The organism is Streptomyces sp. DS1-CR2, from assembly GCF_055760475.1.
On the sequence record NZ_CM147085.1, the window covers coordinates 1,790,001 to 1,814,481 of the forward strand.

Annotated in this window: 18 protein-coding genes (1 of these 18 running past the window's edge); 10 read left to right on the forward strand and 8 right to left on the reverse strand. The window is 71.0% G+C overall.

The annotated features are described in order from the left end of the window. Both ACY0PA_RS08990 and ptsP read left to right on the forward strand, forming a co-directional pair. Positions 1–298, forward strand: partial view of a PTS sugar transporter subunit IIA gene (locus ACY0PA_RS08990; RefSeq protein WP_473084151.1) — the 3' portion only. Its footprint begins 152 nt before the window's first position; the window shows 298 of its 450 coding nt (coding positions 153–450); its start codon lies beyond the left edge, outside the window; it ends in the stop codon at positions 296–298. A gap of 74 nt (positions 299–372) precedes the next feature. Next, entirely contained in the window at positions 373–2,043 is a 1,671-nt protein-coding gene (ptsP, locus tag ACY0PA_RS08995; protein WP_473084152.1) for a phosphoenolpyruvate--protein phosphotransferase, read from the forward strand. A gap of 63 nt (positions 2,044–2,106) precedes the next feature. On the opposite strand, the gene ACY0PA_RS09000 is transcribed toward ptsP, so the two are convergent. Beyond that, positions 2,107–3,009, reverse strand: a complete 903-nt coding sequence (locus ACY0PA_RS09000; protein WP_473084153.1) for a hypothetical protein — start codon at positions 3,007–3,009, stop codon at positions 2,107–2,109. 78 nt (positions 3,010–3,087) lie between these two features. Continuing rightward, positions 3,088–5,064: an acetoacetate--CoA ligase gene (locus tag ACY0PA_RS09005; RefSeq protein WP_473084154.1), complete on the reverse strand. Its 1,977-nt coding sequence runs from the start codon at positions 5,062–5,064 to the stop codon at positions 3,088–3,090. A 214-nt stretch (positions 5,065–5,278) separates the two neighbouring features. Between ACY0PA_RS09005 and ACY0PA_RS09010 the strand changes: the two genes are divergently transcribed. After that, positions 5,279–7,636: a glycoside hydrolase family 31 protein gene (locus ACY0PA_RS09010; protein WP_473084155.1), complete on the forward strand. Its 2,358-nt coding sequence runs from the start codon at positions 5,279–5,281 to the stop codon at positions 7,634–7,636. Between the two features lie 38 nt (positions 7,637–7,674). Here ACY0PA_RS09010 and ACY0PA_RS09015 read toward each other — a convergent pair whose 3' ends face one another. Continuing rightward, complete coding sequence (locus ACY0PA_RS09015) at positions 7,675–8,208, reverse strand: NUDIX domain-containing protein (RefSeq protein ID WP_473084156.1); 534 nt, start codon at positions 8,206–8,208, stop codon at positions 7,675–7,677. A 71-nt stretch (positions 8,209–8,279) separates the two neighbouring features. Here ACY0PA_RS09015 and ACY0PA_RS09020 point away from each other — a divergent pair, with 71 nt between their 5' ends. The 6 genes from ACY0PA_RS09020 to glpK all read left to right on the forward strand — a co-directional run bounded on the left by ACY0PA_RS09020 (position 8,280) and on the right by glpK (position 15,302). Further along, a complete protein-coding gene (locus ACY0PA_RS09020; protein ID WP_473084157.1) occupies positions 8,280–9,104 on the forward strand; it encodes a M15 family metallopeptidase in 825 nt (274 codons plus the stop codon). A 59-nt stretch (positions 9,105–9,163) separates the two neighbouring features. After that, on the forward strand, positions 9,164–9,610 hold the full coding sequence (locus ACY0PA_RS09025) for a Zn-ribbon domain-containing OB-fold protein (protein ID WP_473084158.1): 447 nt from the start codon (positions 9,164–9,166) through the stop codon (positions 9,608–9,610). Next, the gene (locus ACY0PA_RS09030) at positions 9,607–10,797 is read left to right on the forward strand and encodes a lipid-transfer protein (protein WP_473084159.1); all 1,191 of its coding nucleotides are present in this window, start codon (positions 9,607–9,609) and stop codon (positions 10,795–10,797) included. The genes ACY0PA_RS09025 and ACY0PA_RS09030 overlap by 4 nt, the downstream gene beginning before the upstream one ends. Before the next feature lie 106 nt (positions 10,798–10,903). Further along, positions 10,904–12,592 (forward strand): EAL domain-containing protein, encoded by a 1,689-nt coding sequence (locus ACY0PA_RS09035; protein WP_473084160.1) that lies wholly within the window; start codon positions 10,904–10,906, stop codon positions 12,590–12,592. A gap of 363 nt (positions 12,593–12,955) precedes the next feature. Continuing rightward, positions 12,956–13,708 carry an MIP/aquaporin family protein gene (locus ACY0PA_RS09040; RefSeq protein WP_473084161.1) on the forward strand — a complete coding sequence of 251 codons (753 nt, stop codon included), beginning with the start codon at positions 12,956–12,958 and terminating at the stop codon, positions 13,706–13,708. A 76-nt stretch (positions 13,709–13,784) separates the two neighbouring features. Beyond that, positions 13,785–15,302, forward strand: a complete 1,518-nt coding sequence (gene glpK / locus ACY0PA_RS09045; protein WP_473084162.1) for a glycerol kinase GlpK — start codon at positions 13,785–13,787, stop codon at positions 15,300–15,302. Between the two features lie 189 nt (positions 15,303–15,491). On the opposite strand, the gene ACY0PA_RS09050 is transcribed toward glpK, so the two are convergent. The 5 genes from ACY0PA_RS09050 to ACY0PA_RS09070 form a co-directional block, all read right to left on the reverse strand. Then, complete coding sequence (locus ACY0PA_RS09050; protein WP_473084163.1) at positions 15,492–16,097, reverse strand: GTP-binding protein; 606 nt, start codon at positions 16,095–16,097, stop codon at positions 15,492–15,494. Further along, positions 16,078–19,725 carry a hydantoinase B/oxoprolinase family protein gene (locus ACY0PA_RS09055; RefSeq protein ID WP_473084164.1) on the reverse strand — a complete coding sequence of 1,216 codons (3,648 nt, stop codon included), beginning with the start codon at positions 19,723–19,725 and terminating at the stop codon, positions 16,078–16,080. Before ACY0PA_RS09055 ends, ACY0PA_RS09050 begins: the two co-directional genes overlap by 20 nt. Positions 19,726–19,797: 72 nt before the next feature. Further along, positions 19,798–20,202: a DUF742 domain-containing protein gene (locus ACY0PA_RS09060; protein ID WP_266566735.1), complete on the reverse strand. Its 405-nt coding sequence runs from the start codon at positions 20,200–20,202 to the stop codon at positions 19,798–19,800. Positions 20,203–20,211: 9 nt separating this feature from the next. Then, on the reverse strand, positions 20,212–20,652 hold the full coding sequence (locus ACY0PA_RS09065; RefSeq protein ID WP_100597501.1) for a roadblock/LC7 domain-containing protein: 441 nt from the start codon (positions 20,650–20,652) through the stop codon (positions 20,212–20,214). Further along, complete coding sequence (locus ACY0PA_RS09070) at positions 20,649–23,510, reverse strand: sensor histidine kinase (protein WP_473084165.1); 2,862 nt, start codon at positions 23,508–23,510, stop codon at positions 20,649–20,651. The genes ACY0PA_RS09065 and ACY0PA_RS09070 overlap by 4 nt, the downstream gene beginning before the upstream one ends. Positions 23,511–23,897: 387 nt before the next feature. Here ACY0PA_RS09070 and ACY0PA_RS09075 point away from each other — a divergent pair, with 387 nt between their 5' ends. Then, positions 23,898–24,362, forward strand: a complete 465-nt coding sequence (locus tag ACY0PA_RS09075) for a hypothetical protein (protein WP_100597499.1) — start codon at positions 23,898–23,900, stop codon at positions 24,360–24,362. The last annotated feature ends 119 nt before the right edge of the window (positions 24,363–24,481 follow it).

Consider the following 24,481-nt stretch of genomic DNA (forward strand, 5'->3'; position numbering starts at 1 on the left):
CGTCTCTCTTCACCCGCACGCCTATGTAGTGGTGGACGAAGAGGGCCACGGCGTCCTGACGCACCTGGGCATCGACACCGTTCAGCTGAATGGCGAGGGCTTCGAGCTGCTCGTCAACAAGGGCGACACCGTGCAGCGCGGTCAGGAGATGGTGCGCTGGGATCCGGCCGCCGTCGAAGCCGCCGGCAAGTCCCCGATCTGCCCGATCGTTGCCCTCGAGGCCACCGCCGAGTCCCTCTCCGATGTGATCGAGGACGGCGACGTCAAGTCCGGCGACGCACTCTTCAGCTGGAAGTGACGCGGGCCGTCGCTGGCGGCATTCAGGTCAACCACCGCGGCGGCTGGGCCCGCCGCACTATCGGAGACGGTGAGATGGAGACAACGCTGCGAGGCGTCGGCGTGAGCCACGGTGTGGCCATCGGCGAGGTTCGGCACATGGGGACGGCGGTTCTCGAGCCGCCGGCCAAGCAGATTCCGACGGAGGACGCAGAGCGCGAACAGGGGCGCGCCCGTCAGGCCGTGGAAGCTGTGGCGGCCGATCTGATTGCGCGCGGCAATCTGGCGGGTGGCGAGGCACAGCATGTGCTCGAGGCCCAGGCCATGATGGCGCAGGACCCGGAGCTCATGGCCGATGTCGACCGACGTATCGCGGTCGGCAGCACGGCCGAGCGTGCGGTGTACGACGCCTTCGCGTCCTATCGGGCGCTGCTGGCCGGTGCAGGTGAGTACCTCGCGGGTCGCGTCGCCGACCTGGACGACGTGCGGAACCGGATCGTGGCGCGGCTGCTCGGAGTGCCGATGCCTGGTGTCCCGGACAGCGACAAGCCCTACGTACTCATCGCGCGGGACCTGGCTCCCGCGGACACGGCGCTGCTCGACCCAACGCTCGTGCTCGGCTTCGTCACCGAGGAGGGCGGGCCGACCAGCCACAGCGCGATTCTGGCGCGTGCGCTCGGGGTGCCGGCCGTGGTCGCGCTGCCCGGTGCGGGTGAGCTCGCCGAGGGCACGGTGATCGCTGTCGACGGCAGCACCGGCGACATTTTCGTCAATCCGAGTCCGGAGAAGCGGGCCGAGCTGGAGGCCGCCTCCGCCGCGCGGAAGGCCGCGCTGGCCGCGTCGTCCGGTCCCGGTGCGACGTCCGACGGTCACAAGGTGCCGCTCCTTGCCAACGTCGGCGGTCCGGCCGACGTGCCGGCCGCGGTCGAGGCCGGTGCGGAGGGTGTGGGTCTCTTCCGTACCGAGTTCCTGTTCCTGGACGACAGCAGCCGCGCTCCTTCCGAGGAGAAGCAGGTCGAGGCGTACCGGAAGGTTCTCGAGGCGTTCCCCGAGGGCCGGGTCGTGGTGCGCGTCCTCGATGCCGGTGCGGACAAGCCGCTGGACTTCCTGACGCCCGCCGACGAGCCGAACCCGGCTCTGGGTGTGCGTGGACTGCGCTCGCTGCTCGAGCACCCTGAGGTGCTGCGTACGCAGCTGACCGCACTGGCCAAGGCGGTTGAGGGCCTGCCGGTCTACCTAGAGGTCATGGCGCCGATGGTCGCCGACCGTGCCGACGCGAAGGCCTTCGCCGACGCGTGCCGTGAGGCGGGACTCGATGCGAAGTTCGGCGCGATGGTCGAGATTCCGTCGGCCGCTCTCCGGGCGCGTTCGATCCTTCAGGAGGTCGAGTTCCTTTCCCTGGGGACCAATGACCTGGCGCAGTACACGTTCGCCGCTGACCGGCAGGTCGGTGCGGTGTCCCGGCTTCAGGACCCGTGGCAACCCGCACTGCTCGACCTGGTCGCCCTGTCCGCTGACGCGGCGAGGGCCGAGGGCAAGAGCTGTGGCGTCTGCGGTGAGGCCGCGTCCGACCCGCTGCTCGCGTGTGTCCTGACCGGTCTGGGCGTCACCTCCCTTTCCATGGGTGCGGCGTCGATTCCTTACGTGAGGACGACGCTCGGCAAGTACACGCTGGCCCAGTGCGAGCGTGCGGCCTCGGCCGCGCGGGCCGCGGACTCCGCCGAGGAGGCCCGCAAGGCCGCCCAGGCGGTGCTGTCAGGCGAGTAGCCCAGAAGCCGGTTCGCTGTCGTGGGGCGCTCCACCTTCGTGGTGTAGCGCCCCACGGTCGTTTCAGTGGGTGTGCCCGCCCTCGGGGCCGGTGTCTCCGAGGTCGGGTGCCGCGCAGTAGTCGACGCCGGACTCGGGTGCGACGAGGTCGCCGGACTGGGCGTCGGTGCAATAGGCGTCGAAGACTTCCGCCGCGGTGAGCGGTAGCAGGCGTTCGTCGCGCAGGCGCCAGCCCTGGACGCGGTCGTCCCTGTCCGGGGCGGTGGTGCGCATGACCAGGCCGCCCGGGCTTGCGGTCGCGAGGCCGAGGGCCAGGACCGTGGTGAACTCGAGCGCCTCCTTCTCGTCGAGTCGTGTGCTGTCTTCGGTGCAGCGGTCGACGTGTAGCACCGACAGCAGTGATTCGGCGTCTGTGGGGACGCTGCACACGAGGTGGTGGGCGCCGATGCCTGCCGTGTCGAGGACCCGCGTCAGGAGGAGCGAGGCGCGGGCGAAGGCGTCCCTTCCGATGTCCCGGCCGCAGGCACCGCACACTCCGATCCGGGCGAGGACGGACGAGGCGTACTCCCAGGTGGCCTGTCGGACCGCTTCGTCGACCAGGTGGTGCAGGAGGTCGGCCAGGGGCTGACCTTCGTAGGGGACGGTGGCGCCCATGACAGCCAGTTCAGCGGTGAAGCGGGTGCGGCTGGAGGGGGTGTCCGGTTCGAGGCCGGCCTCAGCGCAGAACTCCGCGTACTCCTCGGGGTCGAAGAGGGCGACGGTTGTGTGTCCGCCCTGTGCGGCGAGTGCCTGGAGGAGGTTCTCCACCTGCTGGAGGTACGCGTCGTGGTCGTCGAAGGCGAAGGTGCGGTAGCTCCGCATTGCCGTGAAGTCGCGTTCGTCGGCGAGTAGGCCGATGATGCCCGCGACTTCACGGCGCAGGACGCGTCGCATGCCGGTGTGCCGGGTGTTCTGGGTGTGCGCCATGGTTCCCCCTGAGAGCTGTGGTCAATGCTCACTCACAGTAATCGGGGGCACTGACAACGGCGGCGGAACCGGGTTCGGTCAGGGGCGGTTGCGGGCGATTTCCTCGTAGAAGCGCAGGAGTTCGACGCTGTCGACCGAGCCGAGGTTGACGGCCTTTTCGAGGGGGGTGCCCTGGAGGAGGCGTTTGACGGGGACCTCGATGCGCTTGCCGGTGAGGGTGTGCGGGACGCCTGGGGCTTCGATGATGTCGTCGGGGATGTGGCGCGGGGAGAGGTTCTCGCGGATGGTCAGCTTGATGCGGGCGCGGAGGTCGTCGTCGAGTACGGCGCCGGGCGCGAGGTGGACGAACAGGGGCATCCAGTAGCCGCCGTCGGGCTGTTCGAGGCCGATGACGAGGGACTCGCGGATTTCGGGGAGGCGTTCGACGGCCTCGTAGATGTCGGCCGAACCCATGCGGACGCCCTGGCGGTTCAGGGTGGAGTCCGAACGGCCGTGGATCACGACCGAACCGCGGGAGGTGAGGGTGATCCAGTCGCCGTGCCGCCAGACGCCGGGGTAGGTGTCGAAGTAACTGTCGTGATAGCGGCTGCCGTCAGGGTCGTTCCAGAAGCGGATCGGCATCGAGGGCATGGGGTTGGTGACGATGAGTTCACCGACTTCGTCGATGAGCGGTTTGCCCTGCGGGTCCCAGGACTGGAGGTCCGTGCCGAGGCAGGGGGCCTGGAGTTCGCCGATGTGGACAGGCAGGGTCGGGACGGCTCCGGCGAAGCAGGAGCAGACGTCCGTGCCGCCGCTGACGGAGGCGATCCAGAGGTCTTCGCGCACCTCGTCGTGGAGCCAGCGGAAGCCGTCGGGCGGGAGCGGCGAGCCGGTCGTGGCGACGCACTTGACGCGGGACAGGTCGTGGTCGCGCGAGGGGTGGACGCCGGCCTTGCGGCACGCCATGACGTAGGCGGCCGAGGTGCCGAAGAGGGTGGCTCCGGTGCGTTCGGCGACGGCCCACTGGGCGCCGGTGTCGGGGTAGCCGGGGCTGCCGTCGTAGACGACGATCGTGGTGCCCGTGAGAAGGCCGGAGGCGAGGAAGTTCCACATCATCCAGCCGGTGGACGTGTACCAGAAGAACCGGTCGCCGGGGCCGAGGTCGCAGTGCAGGCCGAGCTGTTTGAGGTGCTCGACGAGGATGCCGCCCTGGGACTGGACGATCGCCTTGGGGAGTCCCGTCGTGCCTGAGGAGTACAGAACCCACAGAGGGTGGTCGAAGGGGAGGGCTTCGAAGACGGGCTCAGTGTCGGCGGATGTGAGCTCCGACCACTCAAGGGTCCCTTCGGGGGCGTCCGTGCCCAGCAGCGGGATGTGGACGACCGCGCGGAGGGTGGGCAGTTCGGCGCGGAGTTCGCCGACCGTGTCGCGGCGGTCGTGCTCCTTGCCGCCGTAGCGGTAGCCGTCGACGGTGAACAGGACGACGGGTTCGACCTGCTGGAAGCGGTCAAGGACACTGCGGGCGCCGAAGTCGGGGGCGCAGGACGTCCAGACTCCGCCGACGGCCGCGGTGGCGAGGAGGGCGACGACGGCCTCGGGGATGTTCGGCAGGTAGCCGCTGACGCGGTCGCCCGGGCGGACGCCGATGGCCCGCAGTTCGGCGGCGAGCGAGCCGACCTGGCGGCGCAGTTCCGCCCAGGTCACGGGGCGAGGTTCGTGTGTCTCGTCCACGTGGAGGATGGCCGGGGTGTCCGCGCGCTCGGGGTCGGTGGCGGTGCGCAGGGCGTGTTCGGCGTAGTTCAGGGTGGCGCCGGGGAACCATTCGGCTCCGGGCATGGAGCGGTCGCCGAGCACGCGCGCGTACGGGGTGGTGAACCGGATGTCGAACCAGTCGGCGACGGCCTTCCAGAACGTGTCGAGTTCGGTCACCGACCAGCGGTGCAGCGCTTCGTAACCGCCGTCGGCGGGGGCTCCGTAGTGTTCGGACGCCCAGGCCTGAAAGCGCGTGATCTGCGCTTCGGCGATGAATTCCTTGTCGGGCTTCCAGAGCGGCGTCGGATTCGCTGCGGACGGCATGGGGCGGCTCCCGGATGTACGCGTGGTGTGCGTCGGTCCCGCGCACGGGCCGGTGTGCGCGCGTGACGCGGCTGACAGGGACGATGCCACGTGATCGACTTCCGCACCAGGTTGCGCCCCACATAGTCCGTGTCGTGAAGATGTGCCGCCACCACGGATGAACGGCAGTTGAACGACTCACTATTGCGCGCCCCGCAATGACAGGGTGAGCAGCATGAACGGTCGTGACCTGGTACGCGCGGTGAGGGCGGTCGGCTTGGTGGGTGCGGTCCAGGGTTTGCGGGCGGTGCGGTCCTCGTGGCGCAGGAAGCGTGCCGATGCTGTGGGTCTGCGGCGCCGGGGGCCGGAGCGGGCGAGGGTGCCGGGTCCGGTGACCGGGGCCGAACCGGCCCCCGGTGGTGGTGTCGTCCGGTTCACGCGGTCCCGGCTGCGGATCACGGTGACGGTGACGGGCGCGGTCTTCTGGGGCTGGGACGGGGCGGACCCGGAACCGTCGTACGCGCTGGCGGGTTCCTGTCCGCAGCCGGATCCGCGGGCTGTCCTGGAGCCGGACAAGGACGGCGGCTGGCGGGTGGTGGCGGAGCGGGTGACCGTCGTCGTGTCGCGGCACGGCGCCGTCTCCGTGTGCACTCCGGGGGGTGTGGTGCTGCGGCGTGATCTGCCGCCGCGCTGGTGGGAGCCCGTGGACGGGGGCGAGGCGCGGTGGGTGCAGCGGTCCGAGGTGGCCGCCGACGCGCGGTTCTTCGGTCTGGGGGGCCGGGCGTCGGGGCCGCGGCTGCGGGACGGCACGTACCGCCTGTGGAACACGGATCCGGGCGGTTCGTTCGGGCCGGGGGACGATCCGCTGTACCTGACCATGCCGGTGCAGATGGTGGTCGCCGACGCGGGCACCCATCTGGTGTTCCACGACAACTCGTGGGACGGCACGGTGACGCTGTCCGAGGGCGAGGAGGGTGCTGGTTCCGGGCATGACCGGGCCGGGACGTGCGAGGTCCGGATGGAGGGCGGTCCGCTGCGCTGCTGGGTCATGGTGGGTCCCCCCGCGCGCGTGCTGCGCGCGTGGGCGTCGCTGACCGGTGCTCCCGCGCTGCCGCCGGCCTGGGCGCTCGGGTATCAGCACTCGCGTTGGGGCTTCGGCGGGGAGCAGGCGGTGCGGCGGATCGTCGAGGGCTACCGGGAGCGGGGGCTTCCGCTCGACGTGGTCCATCTGGACATCGAACATCTCGACGCGTTTCAGGTGTTCACGGTCGACCGGGAGACCTATCCCGGTCTTCCGCGGCTCGCCGAGGACCTGCGCGCTGATGGTGTGCGGCTGGTGTCGATCGTCGACCCCGCGGTCAAGGCGGAGGCGGGGAACGCCGTGTACGACGCGGGAGCGTCCGTGGACGCCTTCGTGAAGGACGCGGCGGGGAGGGCGGTGCGGGGCGTGGTGTGGCCGGGTGAGTCGGTGTATCCCGACTTCACCGACCGGGCGGTGCGCAAGTGGTGGGGCGGTCTGTATGAGGAACGTCTCGCCCAGGGCTTCTCGGGGTTCTGGCACGACATGAACGAGCCGGTGTCCTTCGCCGCGTTCGGTGACCCGACGCTGCCCCGCTCGGCACGGCACTCCCTGGAGGGGCGGGGCGGCGACCATCGGGAGGCGCACAACGTGTACGGGCTGTGCATGGCGCGCGCCGGGTACGAGGGGCTGCGTGAACTGCGGCCCCAGGAGCGGCCGTTCCTGTTCTCGCGCTCGGGCTGGGCGGGGATGCAGCGCTACGGGGGGACGTGGTCCGGGGATGTGGCCACGGGGTGGCCCGGTTTGCGCGCGTCGTTGTCCCTGGTGCTGGGCCTCGGGTTGTGCGGAGTGCCGTATTCGGGCCCGGACGTGGGCGGGTTCGACGGGGATCCGTCTCCTGAGCTGTATCTGCGGTGGCTCCAGCTGGGTGCGTATCTGCCGCTGTTCCGTACGCATGCGGCGCTGCGGGCGGGGCGTCGGGAGCCGTGGGAGTTCGGTGACGAGGTGCTGGGGCACGCGCGCGTGGCGCTCGTCGAGCGCAGGCGGCTGCTGCCGTACTTCGTGACGCTGGCTCATCTCGCGCGGCGTACGGGCGCTCCATATGTGCGGCCTGTGTGGTGGGGCGCTCCGGAGGACAGGGCGTTGCGGGACTGCGAGGACGCGTATCTGTTGGGTGACTCCTTGTTGGTGGCTCCGGTCCTGGAGCCCGGTGCGGACCGGCGGGCGGTGCGACTGCCGCGTGGGCGCTGGTACGACACGGAGAGCGGGCAGGCTCACGAGGGGCCCGGTCAGGTTCTGGTGGACGCGCCGCTGTCCCGTGTTCCCGTCTTCGCGCGGGCGGGCGCGGTGATCCCGGTGCGGGGCGAGGACGGGGACCTGTGCCTTGAGGTGTGGGCTCCGGCGCAGGGGCGTACCGGCGGCGGGGTTGTCGTGCCCGACGTCGGTGACGGCTGGCAGGCGCCGGACGTTCAGCGCTACACCACGCGGTGGAGCGGCGGCAGTGTGGTGGTGGAGCGGCAGGACGAGGCAGGGCCCGCCGAGCCCGCGTACCCGGTGCGGATCCGCGGGCTGTGAGCGTTCAGAGGGCTGGGGAGGTCATGCGGCGGTGCGCGTCACACGTAGCGGCCCTCGAACCAGGCGCGGGCGGCCAGGGTGTGGAGGGGGAAGGCGAGTTCGGCTGGGCGGCGCAGGAGGTGCCAGCCTTCGGTCTCGTCCGTGACGGCGGGCTCGGGCAGTTCGGCGGCCGGGCGTTCCGGGAGGAGGCCGAACAGGAGCAGATGTCCGTCGGGCGAACTCATCGCGTCGGCGAGGCGCACGTCGCGGCTCGCCGCCTCGATGCCCGTCTCCTCCTTGAGCTCACGGACGACAGCGTCCTTCCAGCCCTCCCTGTGGTCGACGAACCCGCCGGGCAGGGCGACTCCCCCGCGCGCGGGGGCGATGGTCCGGGTGATCACGACGAGAGCGGAACCGCGGCTGTCGTAGACGGCCTGGAGGGCGACCGCGACCGGCAGGGGGTTGCGGTAGCTCACGTTGGCGCAGGCCGGGCACGTGCGCGGCCAACCCGAGACCTCGGGTCCGTAAGCGGTTCCACAGCTCGAACAGTGGGAATCCGGAACGGCGTTGGTTATGTGGTGGGGTTCTGACACGCCGCGGACTGTATCCGATCGCGACGCGGCGCTCTTCCCTGGCCACCCTTGATCCTGATAGATGCAGGTTCATGACACGAACAGCAACTGCCGTACGCAGACTCGCCGTCACCGCTGCCGCCGCGCTCCTGTGGACTGCCACCGCTCCCGGCGCCGCGCAGGCGAAGCCCGAGCCCAAGGCTCCCGCGCAGTTCGTGGCGCTGCGGGACGTCGACCCGACGATCATCCAGGAGATCCGCTACATCACTGCGCACAACTTCGTCGGGGCGCCTGTAGACGGCTACGAGAAGCCGATGTGCATCCTCACCGAACCTGCCGCGAAGGCGCTCCACAAGGCGCAGGCAGGGCTCCTGAAGCGGGGTTACTCGCTGAAGGTGTACGACTGCTACCGGCCGCAGCGTGCGGTCGACCACTTCGTGCGCTGGGCCAAGGATCTCGACGACCAGCGGACGAAGGCGGAGTTCTATCCGCAGGTCGACAAGACGCGACTGTTCGCCGACGGTTACATCGCGGAGAAGTCCGGGCACAGCCGGGGCTCCACGCTCGATCTGACCGTCGTGAAGCTGCCGGCGATGCCCACGCGCGCGTACGTGCCCGGTGAGCGGCTGGCGCCCTGCTACGGACCGAAGAAGGACCGTTTCCCCGACAACTCGGTGGACATGGGTACGGGCTTCGACTGCTTCGACACGCTCGCCCACACCGATGACCCGCGGATCCAGGGGGCGCAGCGCGCGAACCGTGACCTCCTGCGGGACGCTCTGGCCGCGCAGGGATTCGTGAACCTGCCCGAGGAGTGGTGGCACTTCACGTACAAGCCGGAGCTCTTCCCGGACACGTACTTCGACTTCCCCATCTCGCGACGTTCCCTGAGCGGTCGGCCCATGGCACACTTCTGACGGTCCATCAGATCTGCTGGTGTTCTGGTGGCGTCGTCGGATCCAGCGCGGGAGGGGCCTTGTCGCATACGCGCACACCTGTCGTGGCCGATTGGTTCACCGGGGAGGGAGAGGACTTCCGGCTGCTCGGCACGCGCTGCTCGGCCTGCGCCTCGGTCTTCTTCCCCCGCGAGGACACCTTCTGCCGCAACCCCGGCTGCACCGGAGGGGAACTGCTCTGCGTGCCGCTCTCCCCGCGCGGCCGGGTCTGGTCGTACACGGACAGCCGGTATCGGCCGCCCGCGCCGTACGTGTCCGATCCGGAACTTCCATGGCAGCCCTACACGTTGATCGCTGTGGAGCTGGAGGCGGAGCGCCTGGTGGTGCTCGGGCAGGCGGTTCCCGGAGTCTCCGTGGCCGACCTGGAGGTGGGCATGGAGGTGGAGGTCGTGCCCGGCGTGCTGGACGAGGACGGGGACACGACCTGGATGACCTGGCACTGGCGGCCGACGGGGGTGGCGGCATGACGGACGACGTGGCGGTACTCGGCGCGGGCATGCACCCCTGGGGCAAATGGGGGCGCGGCTTCGTCGAGTACGGGACGGCGGCGGCGCGGGCGGCGCTCGCCGACGCCGGAGTCGACTGGCGCGACGTGGACTCCGTCGTGGGTGCGGACACGGTGCGGGGCGGGTACCCGGGCTATGTGGCGGGCGCGACGTTCGCGAAGGCGCTCGGCTGGCAGGGCGCGCGGGTCGCGAGCGTGTACGCGGCCTGCGCCTCGGGCGCCCAGGCGGTCAACGCGGCGCGTACGCAGATCCTCGCTGGGCTCGCCGACGTCGTGCTCGTGGTGGGCGCTGACGCCGCTCCCAAGGGGTTCTTCCGCCCCGCGGGCGGGGACCGGCACGACGACCCGGACTGGCTGCGGTTCCGGGTGCTCGGTGCCACCAACCCGGCGTACTTCGGCCTGTACGCGCGCCGGCGTATGGCCGTGCACGGGGACACGCTGGAGGACTTCGCGCAGGTCAAGGTGAAGAACGCCGCGGCGGGCGCGCTCAATCCGAATGCCCGGTACCGCAAGACGGTGACGGCCGAGGAGGTGGCCGCGTCGGCGGTCGTCGCCGATCCGCTGCGGCTCCTGGACATCTGCGCCACGTCCGACGGGGCGGCCGCGCTCGTGCTGTGCGGCATGGACTTCGCGCGCAAACACGGAGTGCACAACCCGGTGCGGATCCGCGCGGTGTCGACGGTCACGCCGACGTATCCGAACACGGTGCTCGACCTCCCGGACATCGCCACCGACTCGGCCGCGGCCGTCGAGCCGGACGGCGTCACCTTCCGCGCCTCCATCGCGCGGGCCGCGTACGAGGAGGCCGGAATCGGCCCGGAAGACCTCTCCCTCGCCGAGGTGTACGACCTGTCGACCGCTCTGGAGCTCCAGTGGTACGAGGATCTGGGGCTGTGCGGCGAGGGCGAGGCGGCGAAGCTGCTGAGGGAGGGGGCGACGGCGCCGGGCGGGCGGATACCCGTGAACGCCAGTGGCGGACTCGCGTCCTTCGGAGAGGCGGTCCCCGCACAGGCCATCGCCCAGGTCTGCGAGCTGACATGGCAGCTGCGCGGCACGGCGGGCGCCCGGCAGGTGGCCAACGCGCGCGTGGGAATCACCGCGAATCAGGGACTGTTCGGGCACGGCTCGTCCGTGGTCGCAGTCCGCTGACCGGCGGCCTCCGATGGATCCGTACGCTGCGTGTTCGGCCGAAAAGGGCGCGTGAACAGCTCGTGAACTGCGCCTGGGCACGCGTCGGGGGCGCCATTATGCTTCCGTGCCTTCCTGGACGGACGCTCTCCGTTTCGCCTTCCAGCCGGTCGTCAACCTGACGACCGGCGCCGTGGCGGCCCTGGAGATACTCGCCCGTCCGGAGGTCGGCGACGTGCTGGCACAGGCCCGGCGCGACCCTGAACTCGACGGCCGACTCGCCGCGTTGGCGGTGCGCTCGGCGGTGCAGCGGGAGACGTTGCTGCCGCTGCACGTCAATGTGTTCGCGGGGACGGTGGCGGACCTCGGTGGTCTCGCCGCACTCCGGGACGCCGTCCGGGACGTGGGGCGGCTGCCCTGGGAAGTGACGGTCGACATCGGTCCCCCGTTCACCCACGTGCCGCACCGGGCGCTCCTGGAGGGGGTCACGGCCCTGCGCGAGGAGGGCTTCCGGATCTGTGCGGACGGCGTCGGTGACGGCGACCTGCCACTGCGGCTCCTGGTCGACCTGGCGCCGGACCTCGTGAAGCTCGACGCCTCGCTGCTGTCGCGTCCCGCGTCGGTGAGCGCGATGCGGACGCTGTGCGAGGGGCTGGGCGCGCTGCTCGCAGTCGAGGGCGTGGAGACGGAGTTGCAGTGCGGCGCCGCTCGTCAGGCCGGTGCGCAGCTGGCCCAGGGCGAGCTGTTCGCGCCCCCGTCGCGGCTGCCGGCGGCCGATGTGTACGTCCCGGCGCTCACTCCCCCGGTGGCGTCGCCGCCGCCTTCGGGGCCGCCGGTGCGCCAGTTCGTGCGGCCCGCCGCATTGCTGCCCGCATCGGCCTCGGCAGGGCGCGTACGCGCCCTGCTCACCGGGTCTCCCGACGTGTCCGGCGTGCTCCTGGTGGACTCGGCAGGCGCACCGGTGCGCTCGGTGCAGCGGGACCGCTTCCTGTTGTCCCTGTCGGGCCGCTACGGTCACGCGCTCTACGCCGACCGGCCGGCCGCCCGCCACGGTGACCGGCCGCGCACGGTGGGCGTGGACGCCACAGCCTGGGAGGTCCTCGACGTACTCGCGGACGGCGAGCGCAGCCGTACGGCCGACGACGTCGCGGTCGTCGACAAGCGGGGCCGGTGCGTGGGCATCGTGCGGCTCGCCGATCTCGTGCGCGCGCTGGCCGAGAGCCGGGTCGAGGAGGCGGCGGCGCTCAATCCGCTGACGCGGCTGCCCGGTTCGGACTCCATCACGGGCGAGGTGGACCGGCGGATCGCGCAGGGGCGCGGATTCGCCCTGAGCTGGCTGGACATCGACGGGTTCAAACAGGTCAACGACGGGGCGGGGTTCGCCGCTGGTGACGATCTGATCCGCGAGGTGGGCAGGTCCCTGGAACGGGCCGCGTCGGGGGCGACCAGGGTGGGGCACATCGGGGGCGACGACTTCCTGGTCCTGGCCGATCCGGACGGGCTCGATCCGCTGGCTTCCGCGGTGCTCGACGTGCCCTGGGCGGCGGGCGGGCGGCCCGTCACGATGTCGCTCGCCACAGTGCTGTGCGCGGCGGGCAGCGTCACCGACCACCGGCAGGCGGCCGCGTCGCTGGCGCCGCTCAAACAGGCCGCCAAGGCCCTGCCGGGGGCGAGTTGGGTCATCGGACGCTCGGACACGCCGGGGCACGAGGTGCGGCGGGGTATGCGTTCGGGGGCGGCACCGGTGTCCGGGGCCGCATGGGCGGGGACAGGACCGCGCGCGGAAGCGGAATCGGGCCGGGCAGCCACGGGATGAGGCGGGCGCGGGCCGTACGGACGGGCGCCGCCAACCGTTCCCGTCCGCGACCTTGACGCTCCATCACGGCCGGTGAACACTTCCCCGTGTCAGTCGGCATCGCCGCACGTCGTCCCACCGCCGCTCAGGGTCCCTGCCTGTCCGTCGGGCTCCTCCTGTCGCGTTCGGGCAGGTCAGGTCCTTCTCCCTGCGGCGATACGAGTGATCCGACTGAGCGGGAACGCTTGTCGCGGGCGCCCGGCGGGGCGCGGGAACCCCTGCCGTCGGCCGTTGCAGCCAGAGCCATCCAGAACCAGCCATGGAAAACGCACCCTGCACTGAGGACCGGGGCGTATCGCTCCGGGCGAGGGCCTAGGAGCCGCCATGAGCAATGGAGACATATTCGTCGGTGAGGTCATCGGGACCGCGATCCTGATTCTGTTCGGGGCCGGCGTGTGCGCCGCTGTCACGCTCAAGCATTCCAAGGCGAGAGCCTCGGGATGGGTCGTCATCGCGTTCGGGTGGGGCTTCGGCGTGCTGGCCGGGGCGTACACCGCCGCGCCGCTGTCCGGGGGCCAGCTCAACCCGGCGGTGACGATCGGCATCGCCGTGGACACCGGCAAGTGGGACAAGGTCTGGGTCTATCTGCTCGGCCAGATGGTCGGCGCGATGCTGGGCGCCGTGCTGGCCTATCTGGTCTATATGGCCCAGTTCAACGCCAACGTCACGTCGGGGTCCGGCGAGAGCGAGGCGGACGACGACGGGCCCACTCCGACGCTCGGGATCTTCTCCACGATCCCCGAGATCAACAACCCCGTGGCCAATCTGATCACCGAGATCATCGCGACGATCGCCCTTGTGCTGCCCATCCTCGCGTTCGGACTCACCAAGGGGCTCGGGGAGTCCGGTACGACGGTGCTCGTCGTGGCTTTCCTGGTCGTCGGGATCGGCCTCTCGCTCGGTGGGCCCACCGGGTACGCCATCAACCCGGCGCGCGACCTCGGTCCGCGCATCGTGCACTCGTTCCTGCCGATCCCCAACAAGGGCACGTCCGGCTGGGGTTACGCCATCATTCCGGTGGCCGGGCCGCTGATCGGCGGCGCGCTGGCGGGGCTCATCTACAACGCGGCGTTCTGACCGCGGCCGCGCAGCCGCCACGCCGCTTTCGCGTCCCCGCGCGCGGGGACCTCGGACGAAGTCGAAGGGGAGTCACATGCCCGACAACGATGAGAAGTACGTCGCCGCCATCGACCAGGGCACCACGTCGAGCCGCTGCATCATCTTCAACCACGGCGGCGAGATCGTCGCCGTCGACCAGCGCGAGCACCGCCAGATCTTCCCGAAGCCCGGCTGGGTGGAGCACGACGCCACCGAGATCTGGTCCAAGGTGCAGGCCGTGGTCGCCGGCGCGCTCGCCAAGGCCGGACTGCGGGCCGACGACCTCAGCGCGCTCGGCATCACCAACCAGCGTGAGACGACGGTCCTTTGGGACCGGGCCACGGGCCGGCCCGTGCACAACGCGATCGTGTGGCAGGACACCCGTACGTCGGCGCTGTGCACCGAACTGGGCGGCACGGACGGACAGGACCGCTTCCGGGAGCAGACCGGTCTGCCGCTCGCGAGCTACTTCTCCGGGCCCAAGGCGGCCTGGCTGCTCGACAACGTGCCGGGGCTGCGCGCCCGCGCCGAGCGGGGCGAAATCGCGTTCGGCACCATCGACTCCTGGCTCATCTGGAACCTGACGGGCGGCACGGACGGCGGCGTGCACGTCACCGACGTGACCAACGCCGGGCGCACCATGCTGATGAACCTGGAGACGCTCCAGTGGGACCAGGGGATCCTGTCGGCGATGAACGTGCCGGAGGCGGTGCTACCGGAGATCAGGTCGTCGGCCGAGGTCTACGGGACGGCCGTCGGCCAGCTCTCCGGCGTGCCGGTCGCGTCCGCGCTCGGCGACCAGCAGGCGGCGATCTTCGGGCAGGCCTGCTACGACACGGGGACGGCCAAGAACACGTACGGCACGGGCAGCTTCCTGCTGCTCAACACCGGGAACCGGCCCGTCCCCTCGAAGAACGGGCTGCTCACCACTATGGGGTACAAGATCGGCTCCGAGGCTCCCGTGTACTGCCTCGAAGGGTCGATCGCGATCACCGGCGCCCTGGTCCAGTGGTTCCGCGACCAGCTCGGGATCATCCGCACGGCCGACGAGATCGAGACGCTCGCGGCGAGTGTGAACGACAACGGCGGCGCCTACATCGTGCCCGCGTTCTCCGGTCTGTTCGCGCCGTACTGGCGCTCGGACGCGCGGGGCGTCATCACGGGCCTGACGCGGTACGTCACCAAGGCCCATCTGGCGCGGGCGGTCCTGGAGGCGACGAGCTGGCAGACGCGCGAGGTCGTCGACGCGATGTACCAGGACTCCGGAGTGCAGATCACCACACTGAAGGTCGACGGCGGCATGACCAAGAACAACCTCCTGATGCAGCATCAGGCGGATGTCCTCGGCGTGCCGGTGATCCGGCCTCGGGTGTCGGAGACGACGTGCCTGGGCGCCGCGTACGCGGCCGGGCTCGCGACGGGGGTGTGGAACGACCTGGACGAGCTCAAGGCGCACTGGCAGCGCGACGCGGAGTGGACGCCGGCGATGGACGGCGGGACGCGTGAGCGCGAGTACCGCAACTGGCGTAAGGCCGTGGAGAAGAGCTTCGGCTGGCACGACGACGAGGCGTGACGGTCGGCGCGCGCCTCTTGTGACTGGCACGTGGTCCTGGCGAGGGCCACGCGCGCGTGGACGACGGTCCGCACCCCGGTCGGCGAGGGTGCGGGCCGTTCCCATGGGGTCCGCTCCCATGGGGACCGCTCCCATGCAGCCCGTTCCCATGCGGTCGGTTCCCATGCGGTCCGCTACCGCGCCGGCGGATCAGGTGGTGGCCGGCTGGCGGCGGCGCGCACCCACGGCCAGCGCGTGCTCGACGACGCCGATGAGGACCTCCTTGACGGTCTCCTTCTCACGCGCGTCGCACATCAGAACGGGCACGTCGGAGTCGAGGTCGAGGGCCTGGCGTACGGCGTCTGCCGGGTAACGGGCCGATCCCTCGAAGCAGTTGACGCCCACCACGAACGGTATGGAGCGCCGCTCGAAGTAGTCGACGGCGGCGAAGCAGTCCTCCAGGCGGCGGGTGTCGGCGAGAACGACGGCTCCCAGGGCGCCGGTCGCCAGCTCGTCCCACAGGAACCAGAAGCGGTCCTGCCCGGGCGTGCCGAAGAGGTAGAGCACCAGGTCCTCGCGGAGCGTGATCCGCCCGAAGTCCATGGCGACCGTGGTGGTGTGCTTGCCCTCGACGCCGCGGGTGTCGTCGAGCGGGCGGCCCGCCTCGCTCAGCAGCTCCTCGGTGCGCAGGGGCTTGATCTCGCTGACCGCGCCGACGAGCGTCGTCTTGCCCACGCCGAATCCGCCGGCCACGAGGATCTTGAGCGTGACGGGCTCCACGGGGGGCTTGCCGCGCTCAGAACGCCCGAAGATCATGGGTCTCTTCTCCTGCCTCACTGCTGTCGCTGTGGTCGTTCCCGACAGGTGGCGGCGGACCGTATCCGCCACCTCCGGGGGTTTCGATGACAAGTACGTCGCCGGGGAGCACGTCCGCCGAGTCGCTGCCGGCGAGCCGGTCGACCGTGCCGTCGGGGTGTTCCACGGAGTTGGCGCCCAGGGCTCCCGGCCCGCCGCCCGCCATGCCGTAGGGCGGGACTCTGCGGTGCTGCGAGAGCGTTGAGACGGTCATGGGTTCGAGGAAGCGGAGGCGGCGTACGGCGCCGTCGCCGCCGTGCCACCGGCCCCGGCCCCCGCTGCCGCGCCGCACGGCGAACTCCTCGAGCAGGACGGGCAGTCGCCACTCCAGGACCTCGGGGTCGGTGAGCCGCGAGTTGGTCATATGAGTCTGTACGACGGGCGCTCCATGGAAACCGTCACCTGCCCCGGAGCCCGAGGCCACGGTCTCGTAGTACTGGTGGCTCTCGTTGCCGAAGGTCACGTTGTTCATCGTCCCGGAGCCCTCGGCCTGGACGCCCAGGGCCGCGTAGAGGGCTCCGGTGATGGCCTGGGAGGTCTCCACATTGCCGGCGACAACGGCGGCGGGTGGCTCGGGGGCGAGGAACGAGCCCGGGGGGACGATGATGTGCAAGGGGCGCAGGCAGCCGTCGTTGAGGGGGATGTCGTCGTCCACGAGGGTGCGGAAGACGTACAGGACGGCCGCGTTGACGACGGCGAAGGGCGCGTTGAAGTTGGTGGCGAGCTGTGGCGAGGTGCCGGTGAAGTCGACGGTCGCGCCGCGCTGTTCGCGGTCCACGGTGACGCGGACGCGGATCGTGGCGCCGGAGTCGGTCTCGTAGGCGAACTCACCGTCCTGTAGGGCGTCGACAACGCGGCGCACGGCGTCTGCGGCGTTGTCCTGGACGTGCTTCATGTACGCCTGGACGACGTCGAGCCCGAAGTGGTCGATCATGCGGGCGACTTCGTCGACGCCCTTCTGGTTGGCGGCGATCTGGGCGCGCAGGTCGGCGAGGTTGGTCCGCGGGTTGCGGGACGGATAGGGGCCGCCCGTGAGCAGGGCCAGGGTCTCCGTCTCGCGGAAGCTGCCCCCCTCGACGAGCAGCCAGTTGTCGAAGAGGATCCCTTCCTCGTCGATGGTGCGGCTGCCCGCGGGCATGGAGCCGGGGGCGATGCCGCCGATCTCCGCGTGGTGGCCGCGCGAGGCGACGTAGAACAGGATCCGCTCACCCTCCGTGTCGAAGACCGGGGTGATGACGGTGACGTCGGGGAGGTGGGTACCCCCGTGGTAAGGGTCGTTGACGGCGTACGTGTCCCCCGGCCGCATGCGCGTGCCGCGGCGGCGGATGACCTCCTTGACGCTGGTGCCCATGGATCCCAGGTGGACGGGGATGTGGGGGGCGTTCGCGACGAGGCTGCCGTCGGGGTCGAAGAGCGCGCAGGAGAAGTCGAGGCGCTCCTTGATGTTGACCGACTGGGAGGTGGACTCCAGGCGGGCGCCCATCTGTTCGGCGATCGACATGAAGAGGTTGTTGAAGACTTCGAGGAGTACGGGGTCGGCTTCCGTGCCGATGTCGGAACTCTCCGTGACCGCCGCGCGTTCCATGATCAGGTGGCCGTCATCCGTCACGGCCGCTCGCCAGCCGTCGTCCACGACCGTCGTGGAGCCGGACTCGGCGATGATCGCGGGTCCGGTGACGCTTTCGCCGGGCGGCAGTTGGTCGCGTCGGTGCAGGGGCACGTCGCGCCAGGTGCCGCCGGTGTGGAGGCTGACGGTCTCCGGGGCGGCGGGCGGGGCCGAGCGGGGTGCGAGGGCGGACAGATCGGGGGGTGCGGTGAGGCCGGTTGCTTCGACGGAGAGTGCTTCGACGACGAGAGGGCGGTCGAGGGTGAAGGAGTAGGTGGCGCGATGGCGTTCTTCGAAGGCGGCGCGCATCGTGTCGGGGTCCGTGAGTTCCACGGTGAGCGTGGTGTCGGTGCCGTCGTAGCGCAGTTGGGCCCGGCGGGTGACGCGAATGCGGTCCTCGGGCACGTCCTCGGCGAGGAGTTCGGCGCGGGCCGCGCCCTCCAGGTCGTCGGCGGTCTTGTGGACATGTGGCATGGCGGACGGTTCGAGCGGTGCCTCGGCGGACTGCTCGCGCATGGCGGTCGTGTCGGCGAGACCGATGCCGAGCGCGGACAGGACTCCCGCCATGGGCGGTACGAGGACGGTGCGGATGCCGAGCGAGTCGGCGACCCGGCACGCGTGCTGGCCACCGGCCCCGCCGAACGTGGTGAGGGCGTAGCGGGTGACGTCGTGGCCCTTCTGGACGGAGATCCGTTTCACGGCGTTCGCGATGTTGGCGACGGCGATCTGCAGATAGCCCTCGGCGACCTGCTCCGGGGTGCGGTCGTCGCCGGTGCGGTCGCGGATCTCGCGGGCGAGCGCGGCGAAGCGGTCCCGTACGAGGGTGTGGTCCAGGGGCTGGTCCCCCTCGGGGCCGAACACTCTGGGGAAATGGGCGGGTTGGATGCGCCCGAGGGCCACGTTCGCGTCGGTGACGGTGAGGGGGCCGCCGCCGCGGTAGCAGGCGGGTCCGGGGTCGGCGCCCGCGGAGTCGGGGCCCACGCGGTAGCGGCTGCCGTCGAAGTGGAGGACGGACCCGCCGCCGGCCGCGACGGTGTGGATGTCGAGCATGGGGGCGCGCAGGCGCACGCCGGCGATCTGCGTGGTGAAGACGCGCTCGTACTCCCCCGCGTAGTGCGACACGTCCGTGGACGTGCCGCCCATGTCGAATCCGATGACGCGGTCGAAGCCGGCGAGGCGGGAGACCCGGGCCATGCCGACGATGCCGCCGGCGGGGCCGGACAGGATGGCGTCCTTGCCGCGGAACTGTCCGGCCTCGGTGAGCCCGCCGTTGGACTGCATGAACATGAGGCGTACGCCCGCGAGCTGGTCCGCCACCTGCTGGACGTAGCGGCGAAGGACGGGCGACAGATAGGCGTCGACGACCGTCGTGTCCCCGCGCGGGACGAGCTTCATCAGGGGGCTGACCTCGCTGGAGAGCGAGATCTGCGGGAAGCCGATCCGGGCCGCGAGGGCGCCGATCTGCCGCTCGTGGTCGGGGTACAGGTGGCTGTGCATGCAGACGACGGCGAGGGCCCTGATCCCGTCGTCGTACGCCTGGCGCAGCGACACTTCGAGGGCGTCCGTGTCGAGGGGGGTGAGGACGGCGCCGTGGGCGTCGATGCGCTCGTCGGCCTCGATGACCCGTTCGTGGAGCAGCTCGGGCAGCTCGATGTGGCGGGCGAAGATGCGCGGCCTGTTCTGGTACGCGATGCGCAGGGCGTCACGGAAGCCCCGGGTGACCACCAGGGCGGTGCGTTCGCCCTTGCGTTCCAGGAGGGCGTTGGTGGCGACGGTGGTGCCCATGCGGACGGAGTCGACGTGGGCGTGCCCCGACTCGCCCTCGCTGTCGAGGAGTTCGCGGATCGCGGCGACGGCGGGGTCGCGGTAGCGGGCGGGGTTGTCGGACAGGAGCTTGTGGGTGAGCAGGCGTCCGCCGGGGTGCCGCGCGACGACATCGGTGAACGTGCCGCCTCGGTCGATCCAGAACTGCCAGCCTGTCACGCGCGTCTCCGTTGTTCGCCCCGCTGCTCGCCTGGTCCCCACCCTCGTGTGTGGCCTCGGTGTACGTGTGGGTCAGAGCGCCCTGAGACCGTTGATCACGTCGCGCAGAATACTCTCGTCCGGGAGCTCGGCAGGGGGTACGGGCCGGGTCACATGGACCAGTTCCTCGTCGACGAGATCGCCGATGAGGACGCGTACGACGCCGATGGGAAGGTCGAGTTCCGCGGCGAGCTCGGCCACCGACTGGGGGCTGTCGCGGCACAGTCCGACGATGTCCACGTGCTCCGGGGACAGCGTCTGGTCGGCGGCGGGGTCGCCGGTGCGGTGTTCCGCGACGACGACCGCGATCAGGTCGAGGCGATGCTGGGCCGCGCTGGTGGTGCGGCCGCGTGTCATGGCGTACGGGCGAACCACCGGTCCGGCGTCGTCGTCGAACCAGTGGTGCGTCTCCTGCGTCCCCTCCCCGTCAGGGCTCATACCGGCCCACTACCCGCCGGCGGACAGATCGGTGCGCGGAGCGGTCCCCAGGTGCACGCCGACCCGCTTGACCAGCAAGGTCATCTCGTATGCGACGAGACCGACGTCGGAGTCCGCATCCGACAGGACGGCGAGGCAGCTGCCGTCGCCGGCTGCCGTGACGAAGAGGAAGGCGTCGTCCAGCTCCACGACGGTCTGGCGGACGCTGCCCGCCTCGAAGTGCCGGCCGACCCCCTTGGCCAGGCTGTGGAAGCCGGAGGCGACGGCGGCGAGATGCTCGCTGTCCTCCCGGGTGAGGTCCTTGGAGACCCCGGTCGGCAGGCCGTCCCCGGAGAGCACGAGCGCCTTGCGGATACTGGCGACGCGCTCCACCAGGTCGTCCAGGAGCCAGTTCAGCTCCCCGGAACCGCCGTTCGCGGTGGTGTGTGCGGCGGCCTTCGGTGCGGTCATCGACCGTCCCCCTCAGATGTCGTTCCCTGTGCTGTGCCGTCGGAGGCGTCGTCGCCTGCGGCGTTCTCCTCACGGCCGCGGCGCCAGCCCCGTTGGAGCGAGGCCATCCGGTTGCGGACCTCGTCGGCGTCGCGCTCGGCGGGGCTGTCCGAGTGGTTGGGCCCCTCCCGGTCCGCGGCGCGGTCGGCGCGCAGGTCGGGTCCTTCCTTGAGCTGCGGGGCGAGATTGGCCTGGCGCACACGGCGGGGCAGGCCACTTGGCAAGCTCGGCGCGGGGGCGTCGGCGGCCGGTTCGGGCGCGGGGTCGCGCAGCGGCTCCGGGCGACGTGCGGGAGTGGCGTCCTCCGCGGCCTCGGCACGGGCGCGCCTGCGCGGCAGATCCGGCGCGGACGCCGAAGTGAGTCGGCGCTCGCGCGGTCCCTCCGGGGCTTCCGCGCCGTACGCGTTCCCCGGGGTGTCCGGGGTCGGGGCCTCGGGATCCCGTGGGACGCTGCCCGGGTTCTCGGGTCGGCCGTCCGTGCGTTGGTTGTCCGATGCTGACTCACCGGGCCTCGTGTGGGTGACGGGCCTGCCGTGCGAGCTGACGAGCTTCGGTGCCCTGCGGCGCGGCAGCGGCACGGGCGCGTCGTCGCCGTCGGGGCCGCCAGCCCGGTGGGTGGGCTCGGCCCGGTCCTCGAACTCGTCGCGCGCGTGCTGGTGCTGCTCTCCGGGGAGCCCGGCGGGGCGGCGGCGCGGCCGGAAGAGCCCGCCCCGCTCGCTGTCTTCGTCGTCGAGAGCGCCGGGGAAGGGCGCGAGATCCGACGCCGCAAGCGGCGCCTCCAGCTCCACGGGCCCGTCCAGGAGAGAGGCCTGAAGGCCCGGGAGCGGGCTGCCCGCCGTGGAGAGCTTCGGGGAGCGCACGCCCGGGGCGTCGCCGCGTCCGGCGCTGTTGGGACGGTCGAGACGGAAGCCGGCGCCCTCGGTGTCGGGGGCGTCGGTGAGCAGGGTGTCCGGGATGAAGACGATCGCGGTCGTGCCGCCGTACGGGGACGGCTGGAGCGAGACGCGGACGTTCTGGCGCTGGGCGAGCCGGCTGACCACGAAGAGGCCGAGCCGGTCGGTGTCGGAGAGTTCGAACTCGGGCGTCTCGGCGAGCCGCAGATTGGCGTCGAGGAGCGCGTCGGCCGCCATGCCGAGGCCCCGGTCGTGGATCTCCAGCGTGAAGCCGTTCGCGACGCTCTCGCCGACGACGTGCACGGCGGTGTGCGGCGGCGAGAACACCGTGGCGTTCTCCAGGAGTTCGGCCACGAGGTGGGTGAGGTCGGCGACGGCGGGGCCGGTGACGGCGATGCGCGGCAGACGCCGGACCTCGACGCGCTCGTAGTCCTCCACCTCGGCGACGGAGGCCCGGACGATGTCCATGAGCTGGACGGGCCTGCGCCACTGCCGGGAGGGGGCGGCTCCGGAGAGGATCACCAGGCCTTCCGCGTGGCGCCGCATGCGCGTGGTCAGGTGGTCGAGGCGGAACAGGTCGGCGAGTTCGTCGGTGTCCTCGGTCCTGCGCTCCATCGTGTCGAGCAGGGTGAGCTGCTTGTGGAGGAGCACCTGGCTGCGCCGGGCGAGGTTGACGAAGACCTCGGAGACGCCGTGGCGCAGTTCGGCCTGCTTGACGGCGGCCTCGACGGCGGAGCGCTGAAGGGTGTTGAGCGCCTGGCCGACCTGCCCGATCTCGTTCTTGTCGTACTCCAGGCGGGGGGCCTCGGTCTCCACGTCGACGTGTTCGCCTGCCGCGAGACGGCGCATCACGCTGGGCAGCCGCACACCGGACGCCTCGTGGGCCTCCAGGCGCAGCCGCCGCAGATCGCGGACAAGGCTGCGGCCGATGCGAACGGACAGGAACAGCGAGAGCAGGAGCGCGAGCAGGCCGAGCACACCGGCCACTCCGGCCTGCAGGAAGACATTGATCGCGACGGGGCGCGCCCGGTCCTGGTAGCGCTCCGTGGCGGCGGTGTCGCGCTTGACGAGCTCGTCGAGCACCTGGCCCGAAGCGTTGTTCCAGGCACGTGCGGTGACGCCCCGGGGGATGCCCGCCGTGGAGTCGGCGAGGGTGTTCTCCGCCATGCGCAGGGCCGCCGTGTCCGCGCTCTTCCAGTAGCGCTCGAACTCGGCGCGGTCGTGGTCGGGGAGCAGCGCAAGGCTGGTCTCGTACAGGATGGCGCGCTGGGCGACGAGGTCGGAGACCTGGCGCAGTTCCTTCTGCGTGATCCGGCGGGCGACGAGCGCCGAGCCGACCAACGCGTCCTCGCGGGACAGCAGTTCACGCGCGCGCAGCACGCCGATGACCGCGCGGCCCTGGCGGTCCATCGCCGAGTTGTCGAAGCTGCTGAGCGTGAGCAGGAAGTCGTACGTAGGGTCGATGAGGCGGTTGTAGAAGTCGAGGGCCTGCGCGCGGGTGACGGTTCCTTCGTCGACGTTGCGGCGCAGGGACTCGATGCCGTCGAATCCCTCGACGACGGTGCCGATGCGGCGCCGGGAGTCGTCGCTCATATCGTCGCGGATCCCGGAGTTCTCCGCCTTCGTCCTGATCTGGGCCATCGCCTCGTCGGAGGCGCTGCGACGGCTGCGCAGCTTGGAGAGGGCGTCTGAGGCACGGGGATCGGCCAGGTAGACAAGGGTCTGGCGGCGCTCGTCCTGGAGGGCCCGCCCGGCGTCGGATATCGGGTAGCCGATCTCGTCGGCGACCTTCGCCGCCGAAACGAGCTGAGTCGCGGCGCGGCCCGTGATCACCGTGGAGAAAGCCCAGATGGCGGTCAGGGACACCAGCGGCACCAGGAGCAACGCCACGATCTTCCGGCGGATGGACTTCCCGCGAAAGCGCATGGCCTCCCCCAGATCGACCCCTGCGGTCAGGGGTACACATGTGCGGCAACAAACGCCGCGAGCCTACTACTGACGCAGGAGCAACTCGAAGGACTGTCCGGATGCTGTCCGCTGGCGAGTGGCGTGGGACGTCAGCATGTGTCCGGCCATTGCAGGAGATTGCACCCCGCAAAGTGGCGCTCGAAATCCGGCACCATCCGGCCGGACGGGGAAGGCAGTTGGCCGGAATCGATCGATCTTCGGCGGAACGGAAATGACCGCCGCAATCCGGGGGAATCTTTCGAGGCCGCCGTACGTCCTTCCTCACGGGTCATACGTGATGAGGCCCGCACGAGGTGAGCGGGCAGCGTAAAGCGGCGCAATCCGGGCAGCCATCGAAGAGCCCCGGTGCGGGAGCACCCAGGGCGGCGGGCTGTGACGGCGGTGGGGAGTGACGAACTGATGGGCACGGCAGAGCGGCGCGGGGAATTGTGGGTCGAGGAGCCGGCGAGGCGGCGCCGGTTGCCTGATCCGGTGCGAACGGCGGCGGTACGGGCGGTGCTCATCGTCGCGCTGACGCTGATGCAGGCGGTGATCGCGTTCCTGTGCACCCTCGCCGACTCATGGCTGGCGTTCCCGATGGTGCTGAGCAGCGTGGGAAGTACGGTCGTGGCGACCTGGGGCGTGCTGGACGTCTGGGTGACCCGACAGGTGTGGAACCAGCGCAACGGCGTGGTGTCCGCGCCCAACAGCACGGCGCGGCAGCTGCGCAGGGAGCGTCGCCAGGCGCGCCGGCAGGCACGCGCGCAGGGCCGTCCGGCCCCGGAACGCATACGGAGGCGTGGCGGGGCCGGACAGTTGACGCATACGTAGGCGCGTGCAGGCAGTGCGTCGGTAGATACGCGCGCGTGCGGGGGGGGCGCGTAGGCAGGTGGGGTGGGATCGGTGACGGTTGCGTAGCGCTGGGGCATGTGTCGGCTACCTACGCACGC

Bases quoted from the DNA above. Each gene is read 5' to 3' on its own strand.
- ptsP (WP_473084152.1), top strand. From the start codon at position 373: ATGGAGACAACGCTGCGAGGCGTCGGCGTGAGCCACGGTGTGGCCATC.
- ACY0PA_RS09000 (WP_473084153.1), bottom strand. From the start codon at position 3,009: ATGGCGCACACCCAGAACACCCGGCACACCGGCATGCGACGCGTCCTG.
- ACY0PA_RS09005 (WP_473084154.1), bottom strand. From the start codon at position 5,064: ATGCCGTCCGCAGCGAATCCGACGCCGCTCTGGAAGCCCGACAAGGAA.
- ACY0PA_RS09010 (WP_473084155.1), top strand. From the start codon at position 5,279: ATGAACGGTCGTGACCTGGTACGCGCGGTGAGGGCGGTCGGCTTGGTG.
- ACY0PA_RS09020 (WP_473084157.1), top strand. From the start codon at position 8,280: ATGACACGAACAGCAACTGCCGTACGCAGACTCGCCGTCACCGCTGCC.
- ACY0PA_RS09030 (WP_473084159.1), top strand. From the start codon at position 9,607: ATGACGGACGACGTGGCGGTACTCGGCGCGGGCATGCACCCCTGGGGC.
- ACY0PA_RS09040 (WP_473084161.1), top strand. From the start codon at position 12,956: ATGAGCAATGGAGACATATTCGTCGGTGAGGTCATCGGGACCGCGATC.
- glpK (WP_473084162.1), top strand. From the start codon at position 13,785: ATGCCCGACAACGATGAGAAGTACGTCGCCGCCATCGACCAGGGCACC.
- ACY0PA_RS09050 (WP_473084163.1), bottom strand. From the start codon at position 16,097: ATGATCTTCGGGCGTTCTGAGCGCGGCAAGCCCCCCGTGGAGCCCGTC.
- ACY0PA_RS09060 (WP_266566735.1), bottom strand. From the start codon at position 20,202: ATGAGCCCTGACGGGGAGGGGACGCAGGAGACGCACCACTGGTTCGAC.
- ACY0PA_RS09065 (WP_100597501.1), bottom strand. From the start codon at position 20,652: ATGACCGCACCGAAGGCCGCCGCACACACCACCGCGAACGGCGGTTCC.
- ACY0PA_RS09070 (WP_473084165.1), bottom strand. From the start codon at position 23,510: ATGCGCTTTCGCGGGAAGTCCATCCGCCGGAAGATCGTGGCGTTGCTC.